The organism is Stenotrophomonas sp. 99219_Sma (assembly GCF_056480785.1).
Window position 1 is genome coordinate 2003794 of the sequence record NZ_CM151117.1, and the last position, 24638, is coordinate 2028431.

18 protein-coding genes are annotated in these 24638 nt (G+C 66.0%); 10 read left to right on the forward strand and 8 right to left on the reverse strand.

Going from position 1 to position 24638, the window contains the following annotated elements; genetic code table 11:
- The first annotated feature begins 2 nt into the window (after positions 1 to 2).
- Positions 3 to 458 (forward strand): Cu(I)-responsive transcriptional regulator, encoded by a 456-nt coding sequence (gene cueR / locus ACZK13_RS09260; protein ID WP_125892811.1) that lies wholly within the window; start codon positions 3 to 5, stop codon positions 456 to 458.
- A 79-nt stretch (positions 459 to 537) separates the two neighbouring features.
- Here cueR and ACZK13_RS09265 read toward each other — a convergent pair whose 3' ends face one another.
- A complete protein-coding gene (locus tag ACZK13_RS09265; RefSeq protein WP_021204511.1) occupies positions 538 to 732 on the reverse strand; it encodes a heavy-metal-associated domain-containing protein in 195 nt (64 codons plus the stop codon).
- A 200-nt stretch (positions 733 to 932) separates the two neighbouring features.
- The gene (locus ACZK13_RS09270) at positions 933 to 4010 is read right to left on the reverse strand and encodes a TonB-dependent receptor (RefSeq protein WP_478482476.1); all 3078 of its coding nucleotides are present in this window, start codon (positions 4008 to 4010) and stop codon (positions 933 to 935) included.
- A 1122-nt stretch (positions 4011 to 5132) separates the two neighbouring features.
- On the opposite strand from ACZK13_RS09270, the gene ACZK13_RS09275 reads away from it, so the two are divergent.
- The 6 genes from ACZK13_RS09275 (at position 5133) to ACZK13_RS09300 (ending at position 15054) form a co-directional block, all read left to right on the forward strand.
- The gene (locus tag ACZK13_RS09275) at positions 5133 to 7598 is read left to right on the forward strand and encodes a GH92 family glycosyl hydrolase (RefSeq protein WP_478482477.1); all 2466 of its coding nucleotides are present in this window, start codon (positions 5133 to 5135) and stop codon (positions 7596 to 7598) included.
- Positions 7599 to 7694: 96 nt separating this feature from the next.
- Complete coding sequence (locus ACZK13_RS09280; protein ID WP_049424705.1) at positions 7695 to 8744, forward strand: LacI family DNA-binding transcriptional regulator; 1050 nt, start codon at positions 7695 to 7697, stop codon at positions 8742 to 8744.
- A gap of 117 nt (positions 8745 to 8861) precedes the next feature.
- Entirely contained in the window at positions 8862 to 10118 is a 1257-nt protein-coding gene (fucP, locus tag ACZK13_RS09285; RefSeq protein WP_373695424.1) for an L-fucose:H+ symporter permease, read from the forward strand.
- 7 nt (positions 10119 to 10125) lie between these two features.
- Positions 10126 to 11121 carry a carbohydrate kinase family protein gene (locus ACZK13_RS09290; RefSeq protein ID WP_100468324.1) on the forward strand — a complete coding sequence of 332 codons (996 nt, stop codon included), beginning with the start codon at positions 10126 to 10128 and terminating at the stop codon, positions 11119 to 11121.
- Entirely contained in the window at positions 11118 to 12344 is a 1227-nt protein-coding gene (locus ACZK13_RS09295) for an AGE family epimerase/isomerase (RefSeq protein ID WP_253146056.1), read from the forward strand. The genes ACZK13_RS09290 and ACZK13_RS09295 overlap by 4 nt, the downstream gene beginning before the upstream one ends.
- 91 nt (positions 12345 to 12435) lie before the next feature.
- Positions 12436 to 15054 (forward strand): beta-mannosidase, encoded by a 2619-nt coding sequence (locus tag ACZK13_RS09300; protein WP_478482478.1) that lies wholly within the window; start codon positions 12436 to 12438, stop codon positions 15052 to 15054.
- Positions 15055 to 15141: 87 nt separating this feature from the next.
- Here the strand turns inward: ACZK13_RS09300 and mtnC are convergent, their stop codons facing one another.
- The 5 genes from mtnC to ACZK13_RS09325 all read right to left on the reverse strand — a co-directional run bounded on the left by mtnC (position 15142) and on the right by ACZK13_RS09325 (position 20641).
- On the reverse strand, positions 15142 to 15837 hold the full coding sequence (gene mtnC / locus ACZK13_RS09305; RefSeq protein WP_478445770.1) for an acireductone synthase: 696 nt from the start codon (positions 15835 to 15837) through the stop codon (positions 15142 to 15144).
- 3 nt (positions 15838 to 15840) lie between these two features.
- A complete protein-coding gene (locus ACZK13_RS09310) occupies positions 15841 to 16398 on the reverse strand; it encodes a 1,2-dihydroxy-3-keto-5-methylthiopentene dioxygenase (RefSeq protein ID WP_014037028.1) in 558 nt (185 codons plus the stop codon).
- A gap of 92 nt (positions 16399 to 16490) precedes the next feature.
- Positions 16491 to 17132, reverse strand: coding sequence for a methylthioribulose 1-phosphate dehydratase (locus ACZK13_RS09315; protein ID WP_049424694.1), 642 nt, complete (start codon positions 17130 to 17132; stop codon positions 16491 to 16493).
- A 523-nt stretch (positions 17133 to 17655) separates the two neighbouring features.
- Positions 17656 to 19083 (reverse strand): amino acid permease, encoded by a 1428-nt coding sequence (locus tag ACZK13_RS09320; RefSeq protein ID WP_049424691.1) that lies wholly within the window; start codon positions 19081 to 19083, stop codon positions 17656 to 17658.
- Between the two features lie 82 nt (positions 19084 to 19165).
- Positions 19166 to 20641 (reverse strand): amino acid permease, encoded by a 1476-nt coding sequence (locus ACZK13_RS09325; RefSeq protein ID WP_478482479.1) that lies wholly within the window; start codon positions 20639 to 20641, stop codon positions 19166 to 19168.
- A 133-nt stretch (positions 20642 to 20774) separates the two neighbouring features.
- On the opposite strand from ACZK13_RS09325, the gene ACZK13_RS09330 reads away from it, so the two are divergent.
- Positions 20775 to 21389, forward strand: a complete 615-nt coding sequence (locus tag ACZK13_RS09330; protein ID WP_125895397.1) for an NUDIX hydrolase — start codon at positions 20775 to 20777, stop codon at positions 21387 to 21389.
- 78 nt (positions 21390 to 21467) lie between these two features.
- Here the strand turns inward: ACZK13_RS09330 and serA are convergent, their stop codons facing one another.
- On the reverse strand, positions 21468 to 22709 hold the full coding sequence (gene serA, locus ACZK13_RS09335; protein ID WP_014037034.1) for a phosphoglycerate dehydrogenase: 1242 nt from the start codon (positions 22707 to 22709) through the stop codon (positions 21468 to 21470).
- 169 nt (positions 22710 to 22878) lie between these two features.
- Here serA and ACZK13_RS09340 point away from each other — a divergent pair, with 169 nt between their 5' ends.
- Positions 22879 to 24267 (forward strand): FAD-binding oxidoreductase, encoded by a 1389-nt coding sequence (locus ACZK13_RS09340; protein ID WP_049400143.1) that lies wholly within the window; start codon positions 22879 to 22881, stop codon positions 24265 to 24267.
- A 62-nt stretch (positions 24268 to 24329) separates the two neighbouring features.
- Positions 24330 to 24629 carry a DUF2388 domain-containing protein gene (locus ACZK13_RS09345; RefSeq protein WP_125895394.1) on the forward strand — a complete coding sequence of 100 codons (300 nt, stop codon included), beginning with the start codon at positions 24330 to 24332 and terminating at the stop codon, positions 24627 to 24629.
- The last annotated feature ends 9 nt before the right edge of the window (positions 24630 to 24638 follow it).

Here is a 24638-nt window from a genome sequence, read left to right on the forward strand (position 1 = left end):
GCATGAACATCGGTGAAGCCGCCAAGGCCTCCAGCGTTTCGGCGAAGATGATCCGCTACTACGAACAGATCGGCCTGATTCCCGCGGCCGATCGCACCGAGTCCGGCTACCGGGCGTACTCGCAGGCGGACATCCACCGCCTGCGCTTCATTCGGCGGGCGCGCGATCTTGGCTTCCAGGTGGCCGAGATCACCGATCTGCTCGGCCTGTGGAACGACACCTCGCGGCACAGTGCCGACGTCAAGCAACTTGCCGAACAGCACATCGCCGACCTGGAGCAGCGTATCGAAAGCATGCGGCAGATGGCCGACACGCTGAAGTCGTTGATCAGCTGCTGTGCGGGCGATGAGCGCCCGGAATGCCCGATCCTGCAGCGGCTGGGCGAGGACGAAGAGACCCTGGCACCGCCGGAGACCGCGAAGACCGGTGCAGTACGGCGCCGCACGCACAAGCACTGACCTGGCGTTGCATACATGAAAAACCCGCCCGGTGCAGCTGCACCGGGCGGGTTTTTCGTTGCAGGCGCAGGCTAGGGGATCAGGCCGTGCGCGGCGGGAAGCCTGCATCGGTCAGCGCCGCCACGATCTGCGCTTCGCTGGCCGAGGTCTGTACCTGCACGCGACGGCTGGCGGGATCTGCCTGCACGCTGGCCTGCGGATCGACCAGCTCGATCGCCTTGGTCACGCTGCGTGCGCAGCCGCCGCAGGTCATGCCTTCCACGTGGAATTCCATCTGTAGCTCCTTCGGTGCTCTTGGGGTGGCGCCAGTGTGCACCTTCCAACATTGGCAGGGTCAAGCGCAGGGCTGAACCGAAGACAAAGCACCAATGAAAACGGCAGCCACCTGTACCAGCGCGGCTGCCGTGGAGGAACGTCCCCGCCAGGGCGGGGCGTGGGTTGCACCGGGGCGGGCCCGGGCAACCCGGTGTTGCCTTAGAACTTCCAGGTAGCGCCGAAGTACAGCTGGCGGCCTGCGTAGGTATTGGAGATCAGGCGTGCCTTGGTGTCGCTTCCCAGGTGCACGCGCTGCTCGGACTTGGTGGCATTGATCACCGAGGCGGTCAGGGTCCAGTCCGGGGTCAGGTTGTAGGCCACGTTCAGATCCAGCTGGTCATACGGCTCGGTGTAGACGGTGAGGCCATTGTTGAGCCCACCGACAACCTGACCGCGACGGTTGAACGAGGCGCGCGCGAGGAACTTCTCGTTCTCGTAGAACACCGTCACGTTGGCTTGGTTCTTGGCGCTGCCGACCAGTGGCGAGGAGCCGATTTCCTGACCGTCCAGAACAATGGAGGCCAGGTTGGTGTCGTTGTAGGTGTAGTTGGCCTGCACGCCGAAGCCGAAATCGAAGGTGTACTGGCCATACAGCTCGACGCCCTGCGAGACACCATCGCGGCCATTGGCCTGGGTCTCGTAGCGCTGCACGTTCACCGCTTCACCGTTGATGACCATCGGCGTGTCGCGCACCACCGGCAGGGTGAAGTTGTCCACGTTCTTGCGGAACAGGCCGACGCCGGCGACCGCGCCCGGCTGGAAGTACCACTCCAGGCCCAGGTCGAACTGGGTGGCCTTGAACGGTTCCAGCTGCTTGTTGCTGCCCTGGCCGACCCAGCCTGCGGTCGATGCGCCACCGGCAACGCGGCGATCATTGACGTACTCTTCGCTGTAATAGCTCAGTGCGCCCGGTGCTGCGATGTCGGTGTAGCCAGGGCGGGCGATCACCTTCGATGCGGCACCACGCAGCACCAGCGTGTCAGTGATGTCCCAGGCGATATTGAAACTCGGCAGTACGTCAGTGTAGGTGCGATCCACGCCGATGAGGCTGTAGGTCTTGCTCTGCGCCAGATCGTGCGGCAGGCGCACGAAGCCGCTCTCGCAGCTGTAGGTCGGGTAGGCCGCAGCGGCCGGATCGGTGCACGCCATCGGTGCGCCGGACGCGTTGTCCAGGAAGTAGTCGTTGAACTTCTCGATCGAGTCGGAGGACTGCGCGAACTGCTTGGTGCGCACCACGCGCACGCCGACATTGCCGCGCACGCGTTCGGTGCGGAAGTTGGCCTGGAAGTAGCCCGAGTAGATCTTCTCGTTGACGTTGTAGACGAAGTCTTCCTCGGTGCGGTTGTGCGAACCACCGTAGGTCTTGTTCAGGTAATCGATGTAGGCCGGGTAGTTGATGCCCGGGAACACGTTGGCATTGAAGCCGCCCGCGATGTTGCTGATCGGATTGGACAGGAAGAAGCCCGGCTGCGCGTCGCCCGCAGTCGGATCGCAGCCACTCTGGTAGCGGCTGTTGTCATAGTCGGCCGGGTCGCGGCCCGGGCAAACCCAGTAGGTGTTGCCGGTATTGCGATGGACCTTGCCGTCACGGTACTTGGCGCCGAACTGGATCGAGTCCAGCCAGCCGGACTCGAACAGCTTGGTGACGTCGGCCTGGAAGTAGTTCTGCTTGACCTCGGTGCGCTTCCACGACGAATCGGTCGAGCCGGTGTCGACTTCGGCGATGCCGTTCATCAGCTGCTGCTGCAGGTCGGGCGAGAAGGTGGCCGACGGCGTACCGGTCAGGTCCCAGGCGCTGTACAGGTTGCCCGACAGGTAATCGTTGCCGACCTTGCGGCGCGGCTTGGCCGACATCCGGAAGTTCATCGACGGACCACCTTCGGACCAGGTGCGGCCACCGGTGAACGAGGCCTTCCACAGCGGGCTGATGTCCCAGTCGATGGTCAGGTCAGCGGTCTGCGAGAGTGCCTTTTCCTTGCTGTAGCCACCGGTCAGCTGCGGCGTCGGAACCGTGCAGTCGTCCGGGCCCCAGCCGCCGGGCTTGAGGCCGGCGGCCTTGGCCTGGTCTTCGCTGCAGTAGTAGGTCTTTCCAGCCAGCTTTTCGAACTGGGCGCCGGTAACGGTGTTGCCGCTGGGATCGAAATCCAGGCCGTTGAGCAGGCGGCCGCCGGCCCAGTTTCCATCGCCGTTGAAGCGGGCCATGCTCCATTCCGGAATCTTCAGCATGTTCTGGGTGTAGTCACCCTGCAGCTCGAAGCGGAAGTAGTTGGCCGTCATCGTAACGTTGTCGACCGGCTTGAACTGGAAGGTCAGCTGGCCGCCCTTGCGCTCGCGCTTCTCTTCCTTCACCGCGAAGTTGACCGACGTCGGCATGAAGAAGTCGCTGTAGTTGCCCCCGGTCTGGTTGTTGAAGCCGGACTTGCCCCACCAGTAGTGGATGCCATCCTGCGCCTGCACGTTGCCATAGGCATCGCGCGCCTTGCCGGAGCCATACCACTGGTAGTCCTCGGTGCTGGCTTCCATGGTGCGGGTGGTGCGCTTCTGCTGCGTCACGCCGATCAGCACGCCGAAACGCTCGTCCTTGCTGTGCCACGAATACAGGGCCGACGCCTGCGGGTCGATATCGTGGTGGGTATCGGAGGAGGTGCCCTCGAGCGTGACGAAGCCCGAGTTGGATTCCATGTCCAGCGGGCGACGGGTGTGCAGGATGACCGTGCCGCCGATGCCGCCTTCGTCGATGCGGGCTTCCGGCGACTTGAACAGCTCGGCGCTGGACAGCATGTTCGACGGCAGCAGGGTGTAGTTGAACGAACGGGTGGCTTCGTCGTTGGTTTCCGACGTGGCCACGTAGTTGCCGTTCAACTGGGTCAGGGTCAGGTCGGGTGCCAGGCCACGCACGCTGACGCTCTTGCCTTCGCCGCCACTGCGGGTGATGACCACGCCGGGCACGCGCTGCAGTGCGTCGGCCACGTTCTTGTCGGGGAACTTGCCGACGTCTTCGGCGGTGATCACTTCGACCACGGCGTTGGCGTCGCGCTTCTGCTCAAGACTCTTTTCAATGGCGTAGCGGTAGCCGGTGACCTGGACGCTGTCCAGGTTGGTGGCTTCCTGCGAGCCGGTGGAAGCGGCCTGCTGCGCGGCGGCGCCAGCCGGAATGACGGCGGCGGCCAAGGCCAGCGCGATGGCCAGCGCCAGTGCGTCCTGGCTATGCGTACGTGTTGAATGCTTCATTCCCATCTCTCCCTCTCTCCTGGATTGATCCGGTGATGTGGCACGGACAACTTGAATCGATCTAATTTGAAGTGACATTGTCGCTATTGCCATGCAGTGGCAGTAGCACCGTGCGCGTGGCCTGGTACGTCCTGTTGCTGCTCCCCCAACTCCCGGCCATCGCAGTGTCGTTCTTGGATCGATCTAAGCGATGGGCGGGCGTTTTTTAGCATGGGTCGCCCGCGGGCGCATGCTGCTCCGCAATATGGTACTGGCGTGGCGAAGGCATGACGGTTTGCTGAAATCAGTGAAATCGTTTTCGTGCGCAGGGGAGGGTGGGGCGGCAGGGCTGCGCCCTGCACCTGCTTGACGCCAAAGCCAAAGCCAAAGCCAAAGCGGCTCTGGGTCGTCTGTGGTTTGGCGGGGCGGTGTGGGCTGGCAGGACACGCCGTAAACCCGTCCATGGGGGCTCGATGGCGCCATCCATGGCGCCAACGGTCCTGCCAGCCCACACCGCCCCGCCTTTGACAGTTTCCCGGTGACGGTTGGATAGGTCCTGGAATCACGCGGGGTCATGGGATCAGATCCGTTTTCCGTTGGAAAACGGATCTGATCCCGATTGATTTCGTTATCCGACAGAGATTGATCCACGCATGGCGTGGATCTACTGCAGATCGCGAGAAACTGTCGAAGGCGGGGTGGGTCCGGTTGCGGGGGCGTGAGCCGCATGGGCCCGAGGCATGCCTTGGGCGGGTTGGGCAGGACGCCCAACCCCGGTCTTGCCGTGTGCGCAGGACTGCGCACACGAGCAAGCGGCGACCGAGCTTACATGGACGTACTTGCAGCGGCCCCCGCAACCGGACCCACCCCGCCTCCCCACAGGAAATCAGCTTCTGCTGTTGGTGTTGCTGTTGCTCCAGCTCGGAGCGGGTGCAGGGCGCAGCCCTGCCGAACACCCCCTCTCATGCTGCGCCGCAGAATGCATTCGGCTGAACCTGCATGCTCTACTTGAATCGATCTAAATTCACGGTCTGGTGGGTCGGGCGTCATTCCAGGGGGAGCTTTCTGCCAGTCATGGCGGGGCTCAGCGGAACGGTGCCGGACGGCCCCGGCCGTCTGCCTCCGCCTCATCGACTACAGGAACCCGACATGCGTCCAGTGCCGTCCGCTCCCGCCGTCCCAGTGTCCTCGCGCCCGCTGCTGCGCCTGGCCTGCCTGCTCGCACTGTCGTCAGTGCCGGTGCTGCTGCAGGCCGCGCCGGCTGCGCTGGAGCGCGAGGTCAACACCTTCATCGGCAGCAAGGACGACGGCAACACGTTCCCGGGCGCGTCGGCACCGTTCGGCCTGATCCAGGTCAGCCCGATCGGCAGCCACTATTCGGGCTGGCGCTACGACGACGAGAAGATCCGCGGTTTCGGCCACTCCTTCATCTCCGGCGCAGGTTGCTGGGAGCAGGGTGGCCAGGTGTCGGTGCTGCCGGTGACCGGTTCGATCGGTCCCGGCGGCGATTTCGATACCGGCAACGCGAAGAAGTTTGACCACAAGGCCTATGCCGCGTCGTACACGCATGACGGCGAGATCGGCCAGGCGGGCTATTACAAGGTGCGGCTGACCAGCTACGGCGGCATCGATGCCGAGACCACCGCGCGTACGCGTGCCGCGGCCGAGCGCTACACCTTCAGCCAGCGCAGTGGCGATGGCCACGTGCTGGTCAATGTTGGCCAGGCCAACGAGCGCCACTCGGTGATCGGCAGCGTGGTTGATGTGGTCGGCGACCGCGTGGTGGAAGGCAAGCTGGTCACCAAGAGTTTCTGCGGCGGCCATCAGTACACCACCTGGTTCCGCATCGAGTTCGACCGCCCGTTCAAGGCGCATGGCACCTGGGGTGAGGGCGGTGGCCTGCCCGGCGCGCGCCACAGCATGGAAGGCGAGCAGAAGCCGAACGGTGCCTGGCTCAGCTTCGACCTGGCCAAGGGCCAGTCGGTGACGGCGGTCAGCGCGATCTCGCATGTGGACGCCGAAGGCGCGCGCATCAATCTGCGCGCAGACGGCATGCAGGGTGGGGCGCTTCTCGGTTTCGACCGCATGCGCACACTGTCCCAGCAGGCGTGGCGCGAGCAGCTGGGTCGGGTGCGTGTGCAGGGCGGTACGGCCGATGACCGCACCGTGTTCTACAGCGCGGCCTACCACGCGCTGCTGCAGCCGATGACCGGCAACGATGCCGACGGCCGCTATCGCGGCTATGACGATGGTATCCACCGCGCCGATGGCTGGACCTATTACGAGTACTTCTCGCTGTGGGATACCTACCGCGCGCAGAACCAGTGGCTGGCACTGACCCGCCCGGACGTGGCGCGTGACATCGGCCGTACCCTGCTGGCGATCGACGAGCAGGGTGGCTGGCTGCCGCGCTGGGGCTATGCCAACTTCGAGACCAACATCATGACCGGCGATCCAGTCACGCCGTTCATGGTCGATCTGTGGCGCTTCGGTGCGCTCAAGGGCCGTGAATTGCAGGCGTGGGATGCGCTGCGCCGCAACGCGTTCGGCACGCCGCCGCTGAACTCGCGCATGGCCGGCCGTTCCGGCAACCCGACCTACCTGGACAAGGGCTACGTGGTCTACGACCGTGCGTTCCCATCCAAGGGCATGGACGTCGATCCGCACCACGGTGGTTCGGCCACCTTGGAATACGCGCTGGCCGACTGCGCGCTTTCGCAGATGGCCGATGGCCTCGGCCACGCGCAGGACGCGGCGACGCTGCGTGAGCGCGGCCGCAACTGGCGCAAGGTGTGGGACCCGCAGGTGCGCGATGCCGAGACCGGTTTCACCGGTTTCCCGCGCCCGCGTACCGAGGACGGCCAGTGGTACACGCCGGCCGATGGCCATTACAGCCCGCGCTCGCACCATGGTTTCCATGAGGGGACGGCGTGGCAGTATCAGTGGCTGGCGCAGCAGGACGTGCCGGGCCTGGTCGAAGCGATGGATGGCCGCGAACAGGCTGGCCGCCGCCTGGATGCGTTCTTCGCGATGGACGCGCTGCAGGCCGACCCGCTCAATGCAGCCCGCAAGGAGTGGGTGGTCGGGCCGTACAGCTACTACAACCAGTTCCGCTACAACCCGAACAACGAGCCGGACCTGCACTCGCCGTGGCTGTACACGCTGATCGGCCAGCCGTGGAAGACCGCCGCCGTGGTGCGTGCCGCGCAGCAGTTGTTCACCAATGCCCCGAATGGCGTGACCGGCAATGATGATCTCGGCACGATGTCGGCCTGGTACCTGTTCAGTGCCATCGGCGTGTATCCGGCGGTGCCCGGCAGCGGCCAGTTCCTGCTGCACACCCCGCGTTTCAGCAAGGTGGAAGTGGACATGGGCAATGGCCGCACGCTGCGCATCGATGCGCCGGGCGCCGATGGCCGCCGCCTGCAGTACGTGCAGGGCGTGCAGGTCGATGGCCAGGTGCATGCACCGGTGTGGCTGGACTGGAACCGCCTGCAGCAGGGCCCGCGCCTGCAGTTCGCGCTCGATGCGAAGGCGCCCGAGCAGGGCTGGGGCACGGCGGTGAAGGACCTGCCGGTATCCTGGTGCGCGGCACCGGGGAGCCAGCTGCGCTGAGACGGACTGTGCCGTTCGCGGTGACCCAGCGAACGGCACGGCACGACAGGGCCCTGATCCATTAGGCTTGAGCCTCCAGCGGAGTCCGGGAAGACGATGAACGACAACGGCAGCAGTCCCAGCAAGCGCGCCGGCAAGGCGGTGACGGTGACCGACATCGCGCGTGCCATCGGCGTGTCACGGGCAACCGTGTCGCTGGTGCTGCGCGGCAGCCCGCTGGTCAACGTCGATACCCGCGCCAAGGTCGAGGCCGAACTGCGCCGCCAGCGCTATGTCTACAACCGCGCGGCGGCCAACCTGCGCCGGCGGACCTCGTCGAGCATCGCGCTGGTGATCAACGATCTGTCCAACCCTTTCTTCGCCGAATTCGCGTCCGGCGTGGACGAGGCGCTGGGCGGACGCGGTTACGTGACCCTGCTCGGCAGCACCGGCGAATCGCCGGAGCGTCAGCAGGCAGTGCTGTCCACGTTGATGGAGCACACGCCGGCCGGCCTGATCCTGTCGCCGGCCGAGGGCAGCGATACCGCGCTGCTGCGGCAGGCACTAGGTGCCAATGCCAACGTGCTGCTGTTCAACCGCGAGCTGGACGGGGCCGACTGGGATTTCCTGACCCTGGACAACCAGCATGGCGCCTATCTGGCCACGCGCCACCTGATCGAGCGCGGCCATCGCCAGATCGCCTTCTTCGGCGGCCACGCTGCATCGAGCTCGTGCCACCAGCGCCGTGCCGGTTTCCAGCAGGCGCTGGCCGAGGCCGGTCTGTCGCTGCCGCCGGGCTGGATGATCGAGTCGGCGCCGAACCGCCTGGAAGCTGCGGCGCGCACCGATGAGCTGTTTGCCGACGGACATCGCCCGAGTGCAGCGGTCTGCTACAACGACACCGTCGCGCTGGGCCTGATGCTGGGCTTGAACTCGCGTGGCATCCGCCCGGGTGGCGACTTCGCCGTTACCGGTTTCGATGATATTTCCGAGGCGTCGGTCGCGGTGCCGCCGTTGACCACGCTCACTGCCGATCCGCGCGAGCGGGGCCGGCAAGCTGCCGCGCTGCTGCTGCAACGACTGGACGAACCGGATGCGCCGCCACGGCGCACGGTCGCGCCGGTGCAGCTGCGCATCCGCGAAAGCAGTGCCGCACGACCGAACTGATTCCTTCCATATACCCCTTCCACGCAACAACGACTTTCCGCGCATCGAGGCGCGTACCGCATGCCGATCTCCGCAACGCCCCGTCCATCGGGTACCTCCAGCAGCCAGGCGCCGGTCATGAATGTCCGTGCTGCTCTGGCGGTTGCCACCACCATATTCTTCATGTGGGGCTTCCTGACCAGCCTCAACGACGTGCTGATTCCGCACCTGAAGGCGGTGTTCGAACTGAATTACACCCGCGCGATGCTGGTGCAGTTCACCTTCTTCGGCGCGTACTTCCTGATGTCGGTGCCGGCCGGTCGGCTGGTGGCCCACCTGGGCTACAAGAAGGGCATCATCGCCGGCCTGCTGATCGCCGGCGTGGGCGCGCTGGGCTTCTGGCCGTCGGCCGCATTGCGCACCTATGAAGCGTTCCTTGGTTCGCTGTTCGTACTTGCTACCGGCATTACCGTGCTGCAGGTGGCAGCCAATCCCTACGTTGCGCTGCTGGGCCCGGAACAGACCGCATCGAGCCGTCTGACCCTGGCGCAGGCACTCAACTCGTTGGGTACCACGCTGGCGCCGCTGTTTGGTGGTTTCCTGATTCTGAGCACCGCAGTGAAGAGCGGCGACGAGATCAACGCGCTGCCCGTGGCCGAACAGATTGCCTACCGTACCGCCGAAGCGCAGTCGGTGCAGGGCCCGTACGTGGGCCTGGCCATCGCACTGGTGCTGCTGGCAGTGTTCGTCTACCTGTTCCGCCTGCCCAGCCTGACCGAGACAACCGAGCAGGCCGACAGCGGCCACCACACGCTGCTGGATGCACTCAAGCATCCGCACGTACTTTTCGGCGTGCTGGCTATTTTCTTCTACGTCGGTGCTGAGGTGTCCATCGGCAGCCTGATGGTGAACTACCTGGCACTGCCGGAGATCGGCGGCATGACTGAACAGCAGGCCACGCACTATGTGTCGGCCTACTGGGGCTGCGCCATGGTTGGTCGCTTTGCAGGTGCGTGGCTGCTGGCCAAGTACTCGCCGCGCGGCCTGCTGGCCGGATTCGCAGTGGCCAATGTGGTGCTGCTGGGCGTCACGCTGGCGTCGGGTGGCAAGGTCGCGCTGTACGGCATCGTGGCGACCGGTCTGTTCAATTCCATCATGTTCCCGACCATCTTCTCGCTGGCCATCGAACGCCTGGGCCCGCTGACCAACAAGGCGTCCAGCCTGTTGATCATGGCCATTGTCGGCGGCGCGATCATCCCGCTGCTGCAGGGCATGCTGGCCGACCGCATCGGTCTGCACCTCAGCTTCGTGCTGCCGGTGGTCTGCTACGTCTACATCATCTTCTACGGTCTGGTGGGTTCGCGCCCGCCGGCTTCCGCAACGCAGGGAGGCTGAGTCGGAAATGGGTGCCATTGTCTGCTTCGGCGAAATTTTGATCGATCTACTAGCGCAGCCGCCGGCCTCGGCCGATACCCCGCGCGCGTTCCTGCAGTACGCCGGCGGTGCGCCGGCCAACGTCGCGGTGGCGGCTGCGCGGCTGGGGGCGAAGACCCAGTTCGTCGGCATGCTTGGCCGCGACATGTTCGGTGACTTCCTGGCCGACAGCCTGGTCGAGCACGGCGTGGGCACGGATTACATCGTGCGCACCGACGCCGCCAAGACTGCGCTGGCCTTCGTCGCGCTGGATGCCAGTGGCGAGCGCAGCTTCAGTTTCTACCGCCCGCCGGCGGCTGACCTGCTGTTCCGTGACAGCGATTTCCAGGCCGCGTGCTTCGACAGCGCGCAGTGCTTCCACGTCTGTTCCAACAGCCTGACCGAGCCGGCCATCGCCGAGGCGACCTTCGCCGGCATGGAGCGCGCCCGTGCCGCCGGTGCGGTGGTCAGCCTGGACCTCAACCTGCGCCCGGCTCTGTGGCCAGCCAACGAAGATCCGACGCCGCGCCTGTGGCAGGCGCTGGAGCGCGCCGACCTGGTCAAGCTGTCGCGCGAGGAGCTGGATTACCTGGCGGCACCGCTGGGTGCCGATGGCGAGTCAGTGGTGCTCAAGCGCCTTCTGGCCGCGCAGGCGCGCTGGGTGATCGTCACCGACGGTGCGGCCACGCTGCACTGGTACACGCGCGACAACCACGGCACGGTCACCAGCTTCCGCGTGGCCACCGTCGATACCACGGCCGCCGGCGATGCCTTCGTCGGTGGCGTGCTGGTCGGCCTGCTGGAGCGTGGTGGGGCGGGCGCAGGCTTTGCCGCGTTCTGCCAGGACCCGGAGGCGATCACCGCCACGCTGCGCTTCGGTGCCGCCGTGGGTGCGCTGGCTGTTACCCGCAAGGGCGCGTTCGCCGCGATGCCCTCGCTCGATGAAGTGCAGCAGCTGCTGCAGGCCCAGGACATTACCGCATGAGCACCTCGCCCGATTTCCGTTCGCCCGCGTTCCTGCGCGCGCATATCGCCGACACGATGGCGTTCTACCACCCGCGCTGCATCGATCCGGACGGCGGTTTCTTCCACTACTTCCGTGATGACGGCAGCATCTACGATGCCAGCCACCGCCACCTGGTGAGCAGCACCCGCTTCGTCTTCAACTATGCGATGGCCTACCGCGAGTTCGGCAATGCCGAATACCGGGAGGCTGTCGAGCATGGCGTGCGCTATCTGCGCGAGGTGCACCGCAACCCGGCCACCGGCGGTTATGCCTGGACCCTGCGCGACGGCAAGGTCGAGGACGATATGAACCACTGCTACGGCGTGGCCTTCGTGCTGCTGGCCTACAGTTGCGCGCTGAAGGCGGGCATCGAGCAGGCGCGCGACTGGATGGACGAAACCTGGCAGCTGCTGGAAGCACGCTTCTGGGAGCCGCAGCATGGCCTGTACAAGGACGAGGCTGACGGCCAGTGGAGCTTCACTGGCTACCGCGGCCAGAACGCCAACATGCACATGTGCGAGGCGATGCTGGCCGCGTTCGAGGCCAGTGGCGAGCAGCGCTATGTCGAGCGCGCGCTGCAGCTGGCCGACAACATGACCCGCCGCCAGGCCGCCAAGGCCGGTGGCCTGGTCTGGGAACATTACGATGTGAACTGGGAAATCGACTGGGACTACAACCTGGACGATCCCAAGCACCTGTTCCGCCCGTGGGGCTTCCAGCCGGGGCATCAGACCGAGTGGGCCAAACTGCTGCTGATCCTCGATCGCCACGTGCAGGCCGACTGGCTGGTGCCGACCGCGCAGCATCTGTTCGACGTCGCCGTCGCACGCAGTTGGGACGACACCCGTGGTGGCCTGTACTACGGCTTCGCACCGGAATCGCGCCGGCAGCCCGGTATGGACGGCGCCCCGATCGGCGGCGACAGCTTCGTCTGCGACGACGACAAGTATTTCTGGGTGCAGGCCGAAACGCTGGCGACCGCCGCACTGATGGCCAAGCGTACCGGCGACGACCGCTACTGGCAGTGGTACGACCGCTTCTGGGCGTACTCCTGGGAGCATTTCGTCGACCACCAGTACGGTGCATGGTTCCGCATCCTCGATGCCGACAACCGCAAGTACAGCGACGAGAAAAGCCCTGCCGGCAAGGTGGATTACCACACCATGGGCGCGTGCTACGAAGTGTTGAACGTCGTGCGTTGAAGATCGTTCGAATGCAGTAGTGCCAGGCCATGCCTGGCAATCCGAAATCGGTAGCGCTGGGTCACGCCCGGCGGAAAAACAGGAGCGCCACGTGCATCGCCTTTCCCTCGTTGTCCGTCTGCTCCTGCTGCTGGTCGCAGCCTCCGCTTTCCCGGCAACTGCAGCGCCTCTGCAGGCGCAGTGGGAATTCCGCATGCTGCCCGGCGACGCCGAGGGTGCAGCCCACCCGGGCCTGCAGCAATGGCGGGCGGCGAAGATGCCGGGCAGCGTGCACACCGACCTGCTGGCGCATGGGCTGATCCGCGATCCGTACGTCGGTGCACCCGAGGCCGAGCTGCAATGGATCGGCCTGGCTGCCTGGGAGTACCGCGCCCGCTTTGACGTGGATGCGGCGACGCTGGCCAAGCCGAATGCCGAGCTGCGTTTCGACGGGCTGGATACCTTCGCCGAGGTCAGCCTCAACGGCAAGCCGCTGCTGCGCGCGGACAACGCGCACCGCACGTGGCATGCACGTGTGGACGGGCGCCTGCGCGCGAACGGCAATGAACTGCAGATCGTGTTCCGCTCACCGATCCGCACGCTGCTGCCGGGCGTGCAGGCAATGCCGCACAAGATCGCTGGCAATTACCCGTCGCCCTATGGCGATGAGCCGAAGGAGGCGATGGTCGGCAACTTCGCGCGCAAGCCGGCCTACCACTTCGGCTGGGACTGGGGCCCGCGTTATGTCACCGCCGGGGTCTGGCGCGGGGTCGACCTGCAGGCCTGGGACGCGCACCGCCTGACCGATCTTGCCGTGCGTACCGATGCATTGAGCGCGGAGCAGGCGAAGCTGGCGGTGTTGCTGCAGGTGGAGCAGGGCAGCACTGCCGGTTCTGCGATGGTCACTGTGGATGTGCAGGATCCGGAAGGCCGCAACGTGGCCCAGGTGCAACGCACGGTGTTGCTGAAGCCGGGCCAGAATACGGTTGAGCTGCCGGTTGAGCTGGCCACGCCGCGGCGCTGGTGGCCGGTGGGCCATGGTGCGCAGGATCGCTATACCGTGAAGGCTGGCCTGGATGGTGGCGGCGATGCAACGCTGGCGCGCGAGCAGCGCATCGGCCTGCGCACGGTCGAACTGCGCCGCGAGGAAGACGGCAAGGGAGGGCAGGGCTTCGCCTTCGTCATCAATGGTGTGGAGATCTTTGCCAAGGGCGCCAACGTCATTCCGTTCGATGCCTTCCCCGCACGCGTCGATGCCGCACGCCTGCGCCAGGTGCTGACCGCCGCGCGCGATGCCAACATGAACATGCTGCGCAACTGGGGCGGTGGCTACTACGAGGACGACGCGTTCTTCGACATCGCCGACGAGCTGGGCCTGCTGGTCTGGCAGGATTTCATGTTCGGCGGCGGCATGCAGCCGGGCTACGATCCGGCATTCCGTACCAGCGTGGTGGCCGAGGCGCGCGACAACGTGCGCCGGCTGCGCCATCACCCCAGCATCGTGCTGTGGTGTGGCAACAACGAGGAGGAAACCGCCTGGAAGGACTGGGGTCACGGCCGTGACCTGAAGGCAGCTGACCCGGCATTTGCGGCGAAGGTCTGGCAGGGCTACGTCGACCTGTTCGGCAACGACCTGCGCCAGGTGGTGGGCGAGGAAGGGCTGGGCGTGCCGTACTGGTCCAGCTCGCCCAGCAACGACCTTGACGAGAAGGCCAACGATTCAACGCGTGGCGACAAGCACTACTGGCAGGTCTGGGGCAATCCGGCGTTGCCGGTGCAGGCCTACCTGCGCGAGACCCCGCGCTTCATGTCCGAGTACGGGCTGCAGACGTGGCCGTCGGTGGCGACGGTGGACCAGATCGCCACCCGCGCCGAGCAGCGCATCGACAGCCCGGTGATCCGCGCGCACCAGAAATTCATGGCCGGCGAGGGCAACAGCCGCCTGCTGCACTACATCGAACTGGGCTACGGCACGCCGAAGGACTTCGAGGACTTCGTCTACCTCAGCCAGGTGATGCAGGCCGATGGCATCGCACTGGCGGCGCTGCATCATCGCGCCTCGCGGCCGTACACGATGGGCTCGCTGTACTGGCAGCTCAACGACGTCTGGCCAGGTGCTTCATGGTCCAGCGTGGACTACTTCGGTCGCTGGAAGGCGCTGCACTTCGCCGCGCGGCGTTTCTTCGCGCCGGTGGCGGTGGCGGCGCTGCGCGACGAAGGCAGCACGCGGGTGCGCCTGATCAATGATGGCGCCGCGTTGGATGCACGTTGGCGGTTGCGGGTGATGGATGTAGACGGCAAGGTGCTTCGCCGCCGCGAGGAAGCGGTGTCGCTGGCTGCCGCCGGTGTCACCTCGATCGGTGATTTCCGCGACGCCGAATTGCTGGCCGGTGCCGATCCAAAGCGCACGGTGGCCGTGTTCGAACTGCTGCAGAACGGGGCGGTGAGTGCCCGCCAGGTGGTCGGCTTCGTTGAGGCCAAGGATCAGATCCTGCCGCGGCAGAAGCTCAAGGCCAGCCTGTCCATTGAATGCGACCACTACCGTCTGCGATTGGAAAGCGCGGCCTACATGCGTTCGGCGTGGATCGACTTCGGTGCATTGGACGTGCAGGTGGAAGACAACCTGCTGGATCTGCTGCCGGGCGAAACCCGCGACATCGCAGTGCGTGGCCCGGTGGATCTGACGACGCTGCGCGAAGCGCTGAAGGTAAAAACCCTCAACGATCGTTGAGCAAAAAAGGGGACGGAGGGGGATTAAGTCGTTTGTGGCCCATGTGTGCCACAAACGACTTAATCCCCTCCGTCCCCTTTTTCTTGCTTACAGCTGGATCTGCTGGAAATTCTCGACCCGCTCGTGGCCGTTGGCGGCCTGGCCGGTGCGCGGCAGCGGGTAGTCATCCAGGCGATCAATCAGGCGGGTCTGCAGGCCGGCTTCGCGGGCAGCATCCAGTTCTTCCACCACATCCGACAGGAACAGGATCTCGCCGGCCGGCACGCTAATGGCCTGCACGATGCGGCGGTAGCTGTCGGCCTCGCGCTTGCCGCCGACTTCGGTGTCGAACCAGCCCGACACCAACGGGCTGAGGTCACCGGCGTCGCTGAAGCCGAAGAACAGCTTCTGCGCCGGCACCGAGCCGGAGGAGTACACGTACAGCGGCAGGCCGGAGGCGTGCCAGCCCTTCAGCACCGGCGCCACTTCCGGGTAGAAGTGCGCGGTGTAGTCGCCGCGGCGGTAGCCTTCGTCCCAGATCAGGCCCTGCAGCGCCTTCAGTGCGGTGTGCTTGCGGTCCTGGTCGATCCAGCCCTGCAGCGTCTCGGCTACCAGGCTGTCCTGGCAGGCGCCGCCGATCTCGGTGGCCACCGCATCCAGCCAGCGGCGGACTTCCGGCTGCTGGCCGTGCTCGGCGACGAACGCGGGCAGCGCCTTGCGGGCATAGGGGAACAGCACGTTCTTGACGAACGAGATGCTGCTGGTGGTGCCTTCGATATCGGTCAGGATGACGCGGGGCTGCATGGATCAGGACGCCTGGGTGGGTACGTAACGGGGGAACTTCTGCGCGATGTCGGTGCCGGTGAAGTGACCGACCCAGCCATCCGGCTCGGTGAAGAAGCGGATCGCCACGAAGCTGGGCTCGTCGCCCATGTCGAACCAGTGGGTGGTGCCATCGGGTACGGCGATCAGGTCGTCCTTCACGCACTCGATCTCATAGACCTTGTCACCCACGTGCAGGGTGAACAGGCCGGAGCCTGCCACGAAGAAGCGCACCTCGTCTTCCTTGTGGAAGTGTTCGTCGAGGAACTTCCTGCGCAGCTCGGCGCGGTTCGGGTTGTCCGGGGCGATCGAGGCCACGTCCACGCTCTTGAAGCCGCGCTCGGCAACCAGGCGGTCGATGTCGGCGCGGTAAGCGGCGAACACTTCATCCTGGCTGGCGCCCGGTGCGACCGGTGCGGTGGCCTGCCAGCGCTCGAAGGTGACGCCGATCTTCTGCAGCTCGGCAGCGATGACCGCGCCGTCCTGGGTATCCAGAAGCGGCGATTCGGGGCGGGTGTCGTCGTAGATGCGCAGTCGGCTCATGGCGGCAGCTTGAACGTCTCGGGGGGAAGACAGGGTAGCAGGGTGGGCACGAGGTGCAGATTCCGGATCGGCATCTGCACCTGCGTGCGGGTTCAGCCGCGCAGCTTGCGCAGTTCCAGCTCGCAGTGGAACAGGAACTCGAACGCTTCCAGGTGGCGGCGTGCCTCGGCCATGTCGCGGCCCCAGGCATACAGGCCGTGGCCGTCGATCAGGTAGCCCCACAGGTTCTGACGGTCGAGCAGGTCATCGACCTGCTTCGAAAGCACGTTCATGTCCTGGGTGTTGGCGAACACCGGCACGTCGATGGCCATCTCGTGGGTGCTGTTGCCGGCGAAGGCCTTCAGCAGCTCGTAGCCTTCCAGGCGGATGTGGCCCTGCGGCGCGTACAGGCGCGAGGCGACGGTCTGCACCGGCGAGTGGGTGTGCAGCACGCAGCCGATTTCCGGGAAGCGGCGATACAGCTGGGTGTGCAGCAGGGTTTCGGCGGACGGGCGCAGCGGGCGGCCGACGGCCTGGCCGTCGAAGTCCACCACCATGATGTCGTCCTCGATCAGGCGGCCCTTGTCCTTGCCGGAGACGGTGATCGCGGCGTGGCGGTCGTCCAGGCGGTGGGAGAAGTTGCTGCTGGTGGCCGGGGTCCAGCCGGCGTGGGCCAGTTCGCGGACGTTGTCGATCAGCAGCTGGGCCAGTTCGCTCAGGCGCGCGGTGTCGTACGGGAAGGTGGGGGCGTTCATGCCGGCGATTTTACTGGATTCGGCCAACGGCTGAGCCCCTCGTGGCTGTCTCGCCGGGCTGGATTTCTTGCTTTGGCCGGGCGGGTGGGCTGTGCAGGGGACGCCGTAGACCCTTCCTTGGGGGCTTGGCCGCGGCATCCATGCCGCGGACACCCCTGCACAACCCACCCGCCCGACCACGGACAGGTTCCGTGCGCGTCAGCCACGGAGTGAAGAAGGAAAGGCAGAAGCGGGTCGCGGCGCTGCGCTTGCTCGGAGCCGAGCATGGCTCGGCTCTACAGAGAATTCATTTCCCAGACCGAATTCATCCACGCATGGCGTGGATCCACCGGATGCGCCGGGAGACTGTCATGGGCGGGGAGGCATGGGTTCGCGGGGGTATCCGCGCCATGGATGGCGCGGCTAAGCCTCCATGGACGGATTCACGGCGTCCCCCGCGAACCCATGCCTCCCCGCCAAACCCCTCAGCCCAGCTGTTGCCGTTGCTCCGGGCGGGTGCAGGGCCGCAGGCCCTGCAATCCCTTTACTTCACCCGCAGGCGGCTGTGCCTGAAGCCGTAGCAGAAATAGATCACGAAGCCGACGAACGTCCACACCCCCATCAGCATCCAGTTGTGCATCGTCATCGCCGACAGCAGGGCAAGGCAACTCAGCACGCCCAGGCTGCAGATCAGCCACGCCATCGGCATGCGGAACGGACGCGGCAGGTCCGGCTGGGTGCGGCGCAGGATCAGCACGCCCGCGCACACCGCCGCGAACGCGATCAGCGTGCCCATCGAGGTCAGCTCGCCGAGGATGTCCAGCGGGAACAGCGCCGCCAGCAGCGCGATGCCGATACCGGTGATCACCGTGTTGATGTGCGGGGTACGGTACTTCGGGTGGATCTTGGTGAACACCGGCGGCAACAGGCCGTCGCGGCCCATGATCATGAAGATGCGCGGCTGGCCGATGATCATCACCAGCACCACCGAGGACAGGCCGACCAGTGCGCCGACCTCGACCACCCAGCGCAACCAGCCCAGCTGCGGATGCGCGGCCACCGCGGTCACCACCGGCTCGTCGGTGCCCAGCAGTTGGAACGGCACCAGGCCGGTCATCACTGCGGCCATCGCGATGTACAGCACGGTGCAGATCACCAGCGACAGCATCATGCCGAACGGCATGTCGCGCTGTGGATTCTTCGATTCCTGCGCCGCCACCGACACCGCCTCGAAGCCGATGTAGGCGAAGAACACCATCGCCGCACCGCGCAGCACGCCTTCCATGCCGTACTTGCCGGGGCCTTCGTTGGCCGGAATGAACGGGGTCCAGTTGCTGGTGTCCACGTACTTCCAGCCGACCACGATGACCAGCACGATCAGGCCGGTCTTGAGCACGACCATCGCCATGTTCATCGCCGAGGACTTGCTGATGCCGACGTAGCACAGCCAGGTCAGCAGCAGTACCAGCGCGGCGGCCGGCAGGTTGGCGATCGCGCCGGTGGGGCGCAGCTGTGCATCGAGTGGGGCACTGACCAGCGCCGCCGGTAGATGGATGTCGAACTGGCTGAGCAGGCTGAGGAAATAGCCGGTCCAGCTGACCGCGACCGCCGAGGCGGAGACGCCGTATTCGAGCACCAGCATCCAGCCGATGAACCAGGCCGAGAGCTCGCCGAAGGTGGCGTAGGTGTAGGTGTAGGCGCTGCCGGAGACCGGCACCATCGAGGCGAATTCCGCGTAGGCCAGTGCGCAGAAGGCGCAGCAGATGGCGGCCAGTACGAAGGACAGCATGATGGCCGGGCCGGCGTGGTTGGCGGCGGCCTGGCCGGTGATGACGAAGATGCCGCCGCCGATCACCGCGCCGATACCCAGTGCAGTCAGCCCCCAGGGGCCGAGGTGGCGGCGCAGGCTCAGGCCGTTGGCGTCTTCATGGGCGGCATGCGGGTGCTTGGTGGCCCACAGTTGCTTGAACATGTGTGGTGGTCTTGTCGAAGCGCGCCATGACCGGCGCGCGGGGAAAACGGACGGGCCGGCGCGAGGCCGGCCCGTAGGCGGATCAGGGCGACTTGGCCAGCTTGCTGTTGCGGATGCCGTAGCCCAGGTAGATCAGCAGGCCGAGCAGGGTCCAGCCAACGAACAGGTGCCAGTGCACCACGAACGCCTGCCAGAACAGGAACAGGCAGGTGGCTGCGCCGAGGGGGCAGATGATCCAGACCGCCGGCACGCGGAACGGGCGGTGGATCTCCGGCTTGGCATAGCGCAGCACCAGCACGCCGATGCAGACCGTGGCGAAGGCCAGCAGGGTGCCCATCGAGACCAGTTCGCCCAGCACGTTCAGCGGTACCAGGCCGGCCAGTGCCGCGGCGATCACGCCGACCACGATGGTGGCGACGTACGGGGTGCGGAAGCGGGCGTGGACCCTGCCGAAGAACTTCGGCAGCAGGCCGTCGCGGGAGATGGTGTAGGCGATGCGGGTCTGGCCCATCATCATCACCAGCACCACCGAGGACAGGCCGGCGATGGCGCCGATCTCGACCAGGGTCTTCAGCCAGGACAGGGTCGGGTAGGGTTCCAGCGCGGTGGCCACCGGCTTGTCGGTGCCCAGCAGGTGGTACGGCATCATGCCGGTCAGCACCGCGCAGACGATGATGTAGACAATGGTGCACACGGCCAGCGAGCCGAGCAGGCCGATCGGCATGTTGCGCTGCGGGTCCTTGGTTTCACCGGCGGCGGTGGAGACCGCATCGAAGCCGATGTAGGCGAAGAACACGATGGTGGCCGCACGGAACACGCCGCTCCAGCCGAACTCACCCGCCACGCCGGTGTTTTCCGGGATGAACGGCTGCCAGTTGGCCGGGTCGATGTGGGCCGCGCCGATGCCGATGAACAGGCAGATGACGGTGACCTTGATCGCCACGATGATCGCGTTGACGAAGGCCGATTGGGTCACGCCCACGTACAGCAGGCCGGACACCGCCGCCACGATCAGTACTGCAGGCAGGTTGAACAGCTTGCCTGAGGCGATGAACTCGCTGCCGGTCCAGGCGATCGGGGCTGCGCTGAGCGCATCCGGGAACGGCATGTGCAGCGTGGTGGTGATGAAGCTGATCAGGTACGCCGACCAGCCCACCGCGACCGAGGCCGAGGCGAACAGGTATTCCAGCACCAGGCACCAGCCGATGAACCAGGCCATGCCCTCGCCGAGGGTGGCGTAGGAGTAGGAGTAGGCGCTGCCGGAGACCGGCATCATCGCCGCGAATTCGGCGTAGCACAGGCCCGCCAGGGCGCAGGCGAAACCGGCGATGACGAACGACAGCATCACTGCCGGGCCAGCGTGGTTGGCCGCAGCCTGGCCGGTCAGCACGAAGATACCTGCGCCGATCACCGCACCCACGCCAAGCAGGATGAGGTGTTTAGCCGTGAGGGTCCGTTTCAACGTGGCTTCGCCGTCCAGGCTGCCTTCGATGGGTTCGCCAGCATCGACGTGCCCGGCCGGTTCAACCGGCTTGACCCTCAACAGAGCTTTCAGCATGCAGTACTTCCTAGTGATCGGATTGGGTGGGCCGCCGATACGTTGCCGGCAACCCTGGAATGGTGAAGGCCGCGCGAACGGCCCGCTGTACCTTAGCCAAAGCTGAAGCCAACGCACAAGCGCAATCGCAACAATGAACGGCGATAATGAGCAGTATTTTTCCAAACGCCGCCCATTCATGAGCCAGACCGCCGAAACCCTTGCCGTGCTTGACGATCGCCTGCGTGGCCTGCTGCGGGACTACGCCCGCCGCGAGCCCGCCCACGACGCATTGGCTGCCGAATTCGGCACATTGTTGGACGATCCGGAAGATCCGTTCCGGCGCGAGCGGCTGGCCGGCCACTTCACCGCCAGCTGCTGGCTGGTCAGTGCCGACGGCCAGCGCCTGCTGCTGACCCATCACCGCAAGCTGCAGCGCTGGCTGCAGCTGGGCGGCCACGCCGACGGCGACCGCGACCTGGCCCAGGTGGCGCTGAAGGAAGCTGAGGAGGAATCGGGACTGAGCGGCCTGGTGCTGGAAGACCCGGCCATCTTCGATCTGGACAAGCATTGGATTCCGGAGCGCAAGGACGTGCCGGGGCACTGGCACTACGACGTGCGTTTCGTGATCCGGGCGCTGGGTGGCGAGGCCTTCGTGCTCAGCGAGGAGTCGCTGGAACTGGCCTGGCGGCCGGTGACCGAGGTCGCGGCCGATCCGGAATCGGACGAATCCATGCAGCGCATGGCGCGCCGGTGGCTGACGCGCTGAAAAAAAAGGGGACGGAGGGGATTAAGTCGTTTATCCCGCATGTGCCGCAAACGACTTAATCCCCTCCGTCCCCTTTTTTCAGTACAGGATGCGCGTGCGCAGCGTGCCCGGAATCGCGGCCAGCTCGTCGCGCACGGCGGCGGCTTGTTCCTCGCTGGCGGTGATGTCGATCACCACGTAGCCCACCTTCGGGTCGGTGCGCAGGAACTGGCCGTCGATGTTGACGTTGTGGCGCGAGAAGATCTCGTTGACCTTGGACAGCACGCCCGGCACGTTCTGGTGGATGTGCAGCAGGCGCAGGCTGTCGGCGTGCTCGGGCAGGGTCACTTCCGGGAAATTGACCGCCGACAGGGTGCTGCCGTTGTCGCTGTAGCGCACCAGCTTGGCGGCCACTTCAACGCCGATGTTGTCCTGCGCCTCCAGCGTGCTGCCGCCCACGTGCGGGGTCAGGATCACGTTGTCGTGGCGGGTCAGCGGCGATTCGAAGATATCGCCATTGCCCTTCGGTTCGACCGGGAACACGTCCAGCGCGGCGCCGCCGACGTGGCCGCTGGCCAGGGCCGCGTCCAGCGCATCGATGTCGACCACGGTGCCGCGCGCGGCGTTGATCAGGTGCGCGCCCTTGCGCATCTTCGCCAGCTCGGTGCTGCCGATCATCCACTGCGTGGACGGGGTCTCCGGCACGTGCAGGGTGACGATGTCGGCGCGCGCCAGCAGGTCGTCCAGGCTGGCCGCCGCACGGGCATTGCCCAGTGCCAGCTTGGTTTCCACGTCGTGGAAGATCACCTGCATGCCCAGCGATTCGGCCAGCACGCCGACCTGGGTGCCGATGTGGCCGTAACCGATGATGCCCAGCGTCTTGCCGCGCACTTCATGGCTGCCGCTGGCCGACTTCGACCAGCCGCCGCGATGGCATTCGGCGTTCTTCTGCGGAATGCCACGGGTCAGCATGATCGCTTCGGCGATGACCAGCTCGGCCACGCTGCGGGTGTTGGAGTACGGCGCGTTGAACACCGGGATGCCGGCCAGCTCGGCCGCGTCCAGGTCGACCTGGTTGGTGCCGATGCAGAAGCAGCCCACCGCGATCAGGCGCTTGGCCTCGGCCAGCACTTCGGCGCTGAGCTGGGTGCGCGAACGGATCCCGACGATGTGCGCCTCGGCGATGCGCGCCTTCAGTTCGTCCTCGGGCAGCGCCTTGGTGTGCGCTTCGATCTGGCTGTAGCCGGCGGCGCTGAATACCTCCACGGCGGTCTGGCTGACCCCCTCCAGCAACAGCACGCGGATATCCTGCTTCGGGAACGAGGTCTTCTTCGGCGACATGGGGCGACACGGCCAGTGGGACAGGGGCTGACCACTATGCCAGATCGCAGCGACCATGGTGCAGTGCGCAATTGGTTGCATCCGTAGCTATCTGCACGGCTGCGGGGCTGGACGCTGGCGCGTGCCGCTGGCACGCTTGCCCGTTCTTCACGCACCGCGCTGGACCGTCATGACCGATTCCCGCATTGCCTCGCTGCAACAAGCCTGCCCCGGCCTGAAGCTGAAGACCGATCCGTCCGACCTGGAGCATTACGGGCGCGACTGGACCCGGCGCTGGACGCCGGCGCCGCTGGCGATCGCACTGCCGGCCACGGTCGAGGAAGTGCAGGCGGTGATGCGCTGGAGCGCAGGCGAGGGCGTGGCCGTGGTGCCGTCCGGTGGCCGCACCGGCCTCTCGGGTGGCGCGGTGGCCGCCAACGGCGAGCTGGTGCTCAGCCTGGAACGGATGAACAAGGCACTGGCCTACGACGCGGTCGATCGCACCCTGGTGGTGCAGGCCGGCATGCCGCTGGAGGCCGTGCACAACGCCGCGCTGGATCACGGCCTGATCTACCCGGTGGATTTCGCCGCGCGCGGGTCCTGCTCGATCGGCGGCAACATCGCTACCAATGCCGGTGGCATCCGCGTGATCCGCTACGGCAACACCCGCGAGTGGATCGCCGGGCTGAAAGTGGTCACGGCTGATGGCGAGTTGCTGGAGCTCAACAAGGGCCTGATCAAGAACTCCAGCGGCTACGACTTCCGCCAGCTGCTGATCGGCTCGGAAGGCACGCTGGGCGTGATCGTCGAAGCCACGGTGAAATTGACCGATCCGCCGCCGGCCAGCAATGTGATGCTGCTGGCCGTACCCAGCTTCGAGGTGCTGATGCAGGTATTCGCCGCGTTCCGCGCGCGCCTGCAGCTGCAGGCCTTCGAATTCTTCACCGACCGGGCGCTGGAGCACGTGCTGGCGCATGGCGCGCAGGCGCCGTTCGACGAAGTGCACCCGTATTACGTGGTGACCGAGTTCGCGGCCGGCGACGAGGCCCAGGAAGCGGCGGCGATGGCCGCGTTCGAGGACTGCATGGGCAATGGCTGGGTCAGCGATGGCGTGATCAGTGCCAGCGACGCGCAGGCCGCGCAGCTGTGGCGCCTGCGCGAAGGCATCACTGAGTCGCTTGCCCGTTACAAGCCCTACAAAAACGATGTTTCGGTGCGGATCTCGTCGATGCCGGCGTTCCTGGCCGAGACCCAGGCGCTGATCGGGCAGGCCTATCCGCATTTCGACGTGGTCTGGTTCGGCCACATCGGTGACGGCAATCTGCACATCAATGTGCTCAAGCCGGACGACACCAGCGACGCTGATTTCGTGGCGCAATGCGAGCACGTAACCAAGCTGTTGGCGCAGGTGCTGGCCCGCTTCGATGGCAGCATCTCGGCCGAGCACGGCATCGGCCTGGTCAAGAAGGGCTACCTGGACAGCACCCGCGGCCCGGCCGAGATCGCCCTGATGAAGGCGGTCAAACGCGCGTTCGATCCCCAAGCGCGGCTGAATCCCGGCAAGCTGTTCGACGTTTGAGCCGGGCAAATCCTTCACGCACCCGTTACGCTCCACGCTTCCTAACAACCGGCTTCGAACCGATGACCCGTCCGCTTCTGCTGCTCGCCCTGCTGTCCCTGCCGCTGGCCGGCTTCGCTTCCAGCTTCGCCGGCACGTCGGCCGGTTCGGCCACGGGTGCTTCCTCCGGTTCCTCGGGCAGCAGCTCGGGTGACGACAAGGTGGTGATGGCTGCACGCGACGATGCCGCTGCGTTCGTCGCCAGCGACGGCCAGATCCGTGGCGCTCGCCTGCAGGCGGCGCTTGTCCACCTGCGTGAGCAGAGCACTGCCGCACAGCAGCAGAGCGACCTGGAACTGGCCCGCGCGCTGCTGGCGCGTTGATCCGGGCTG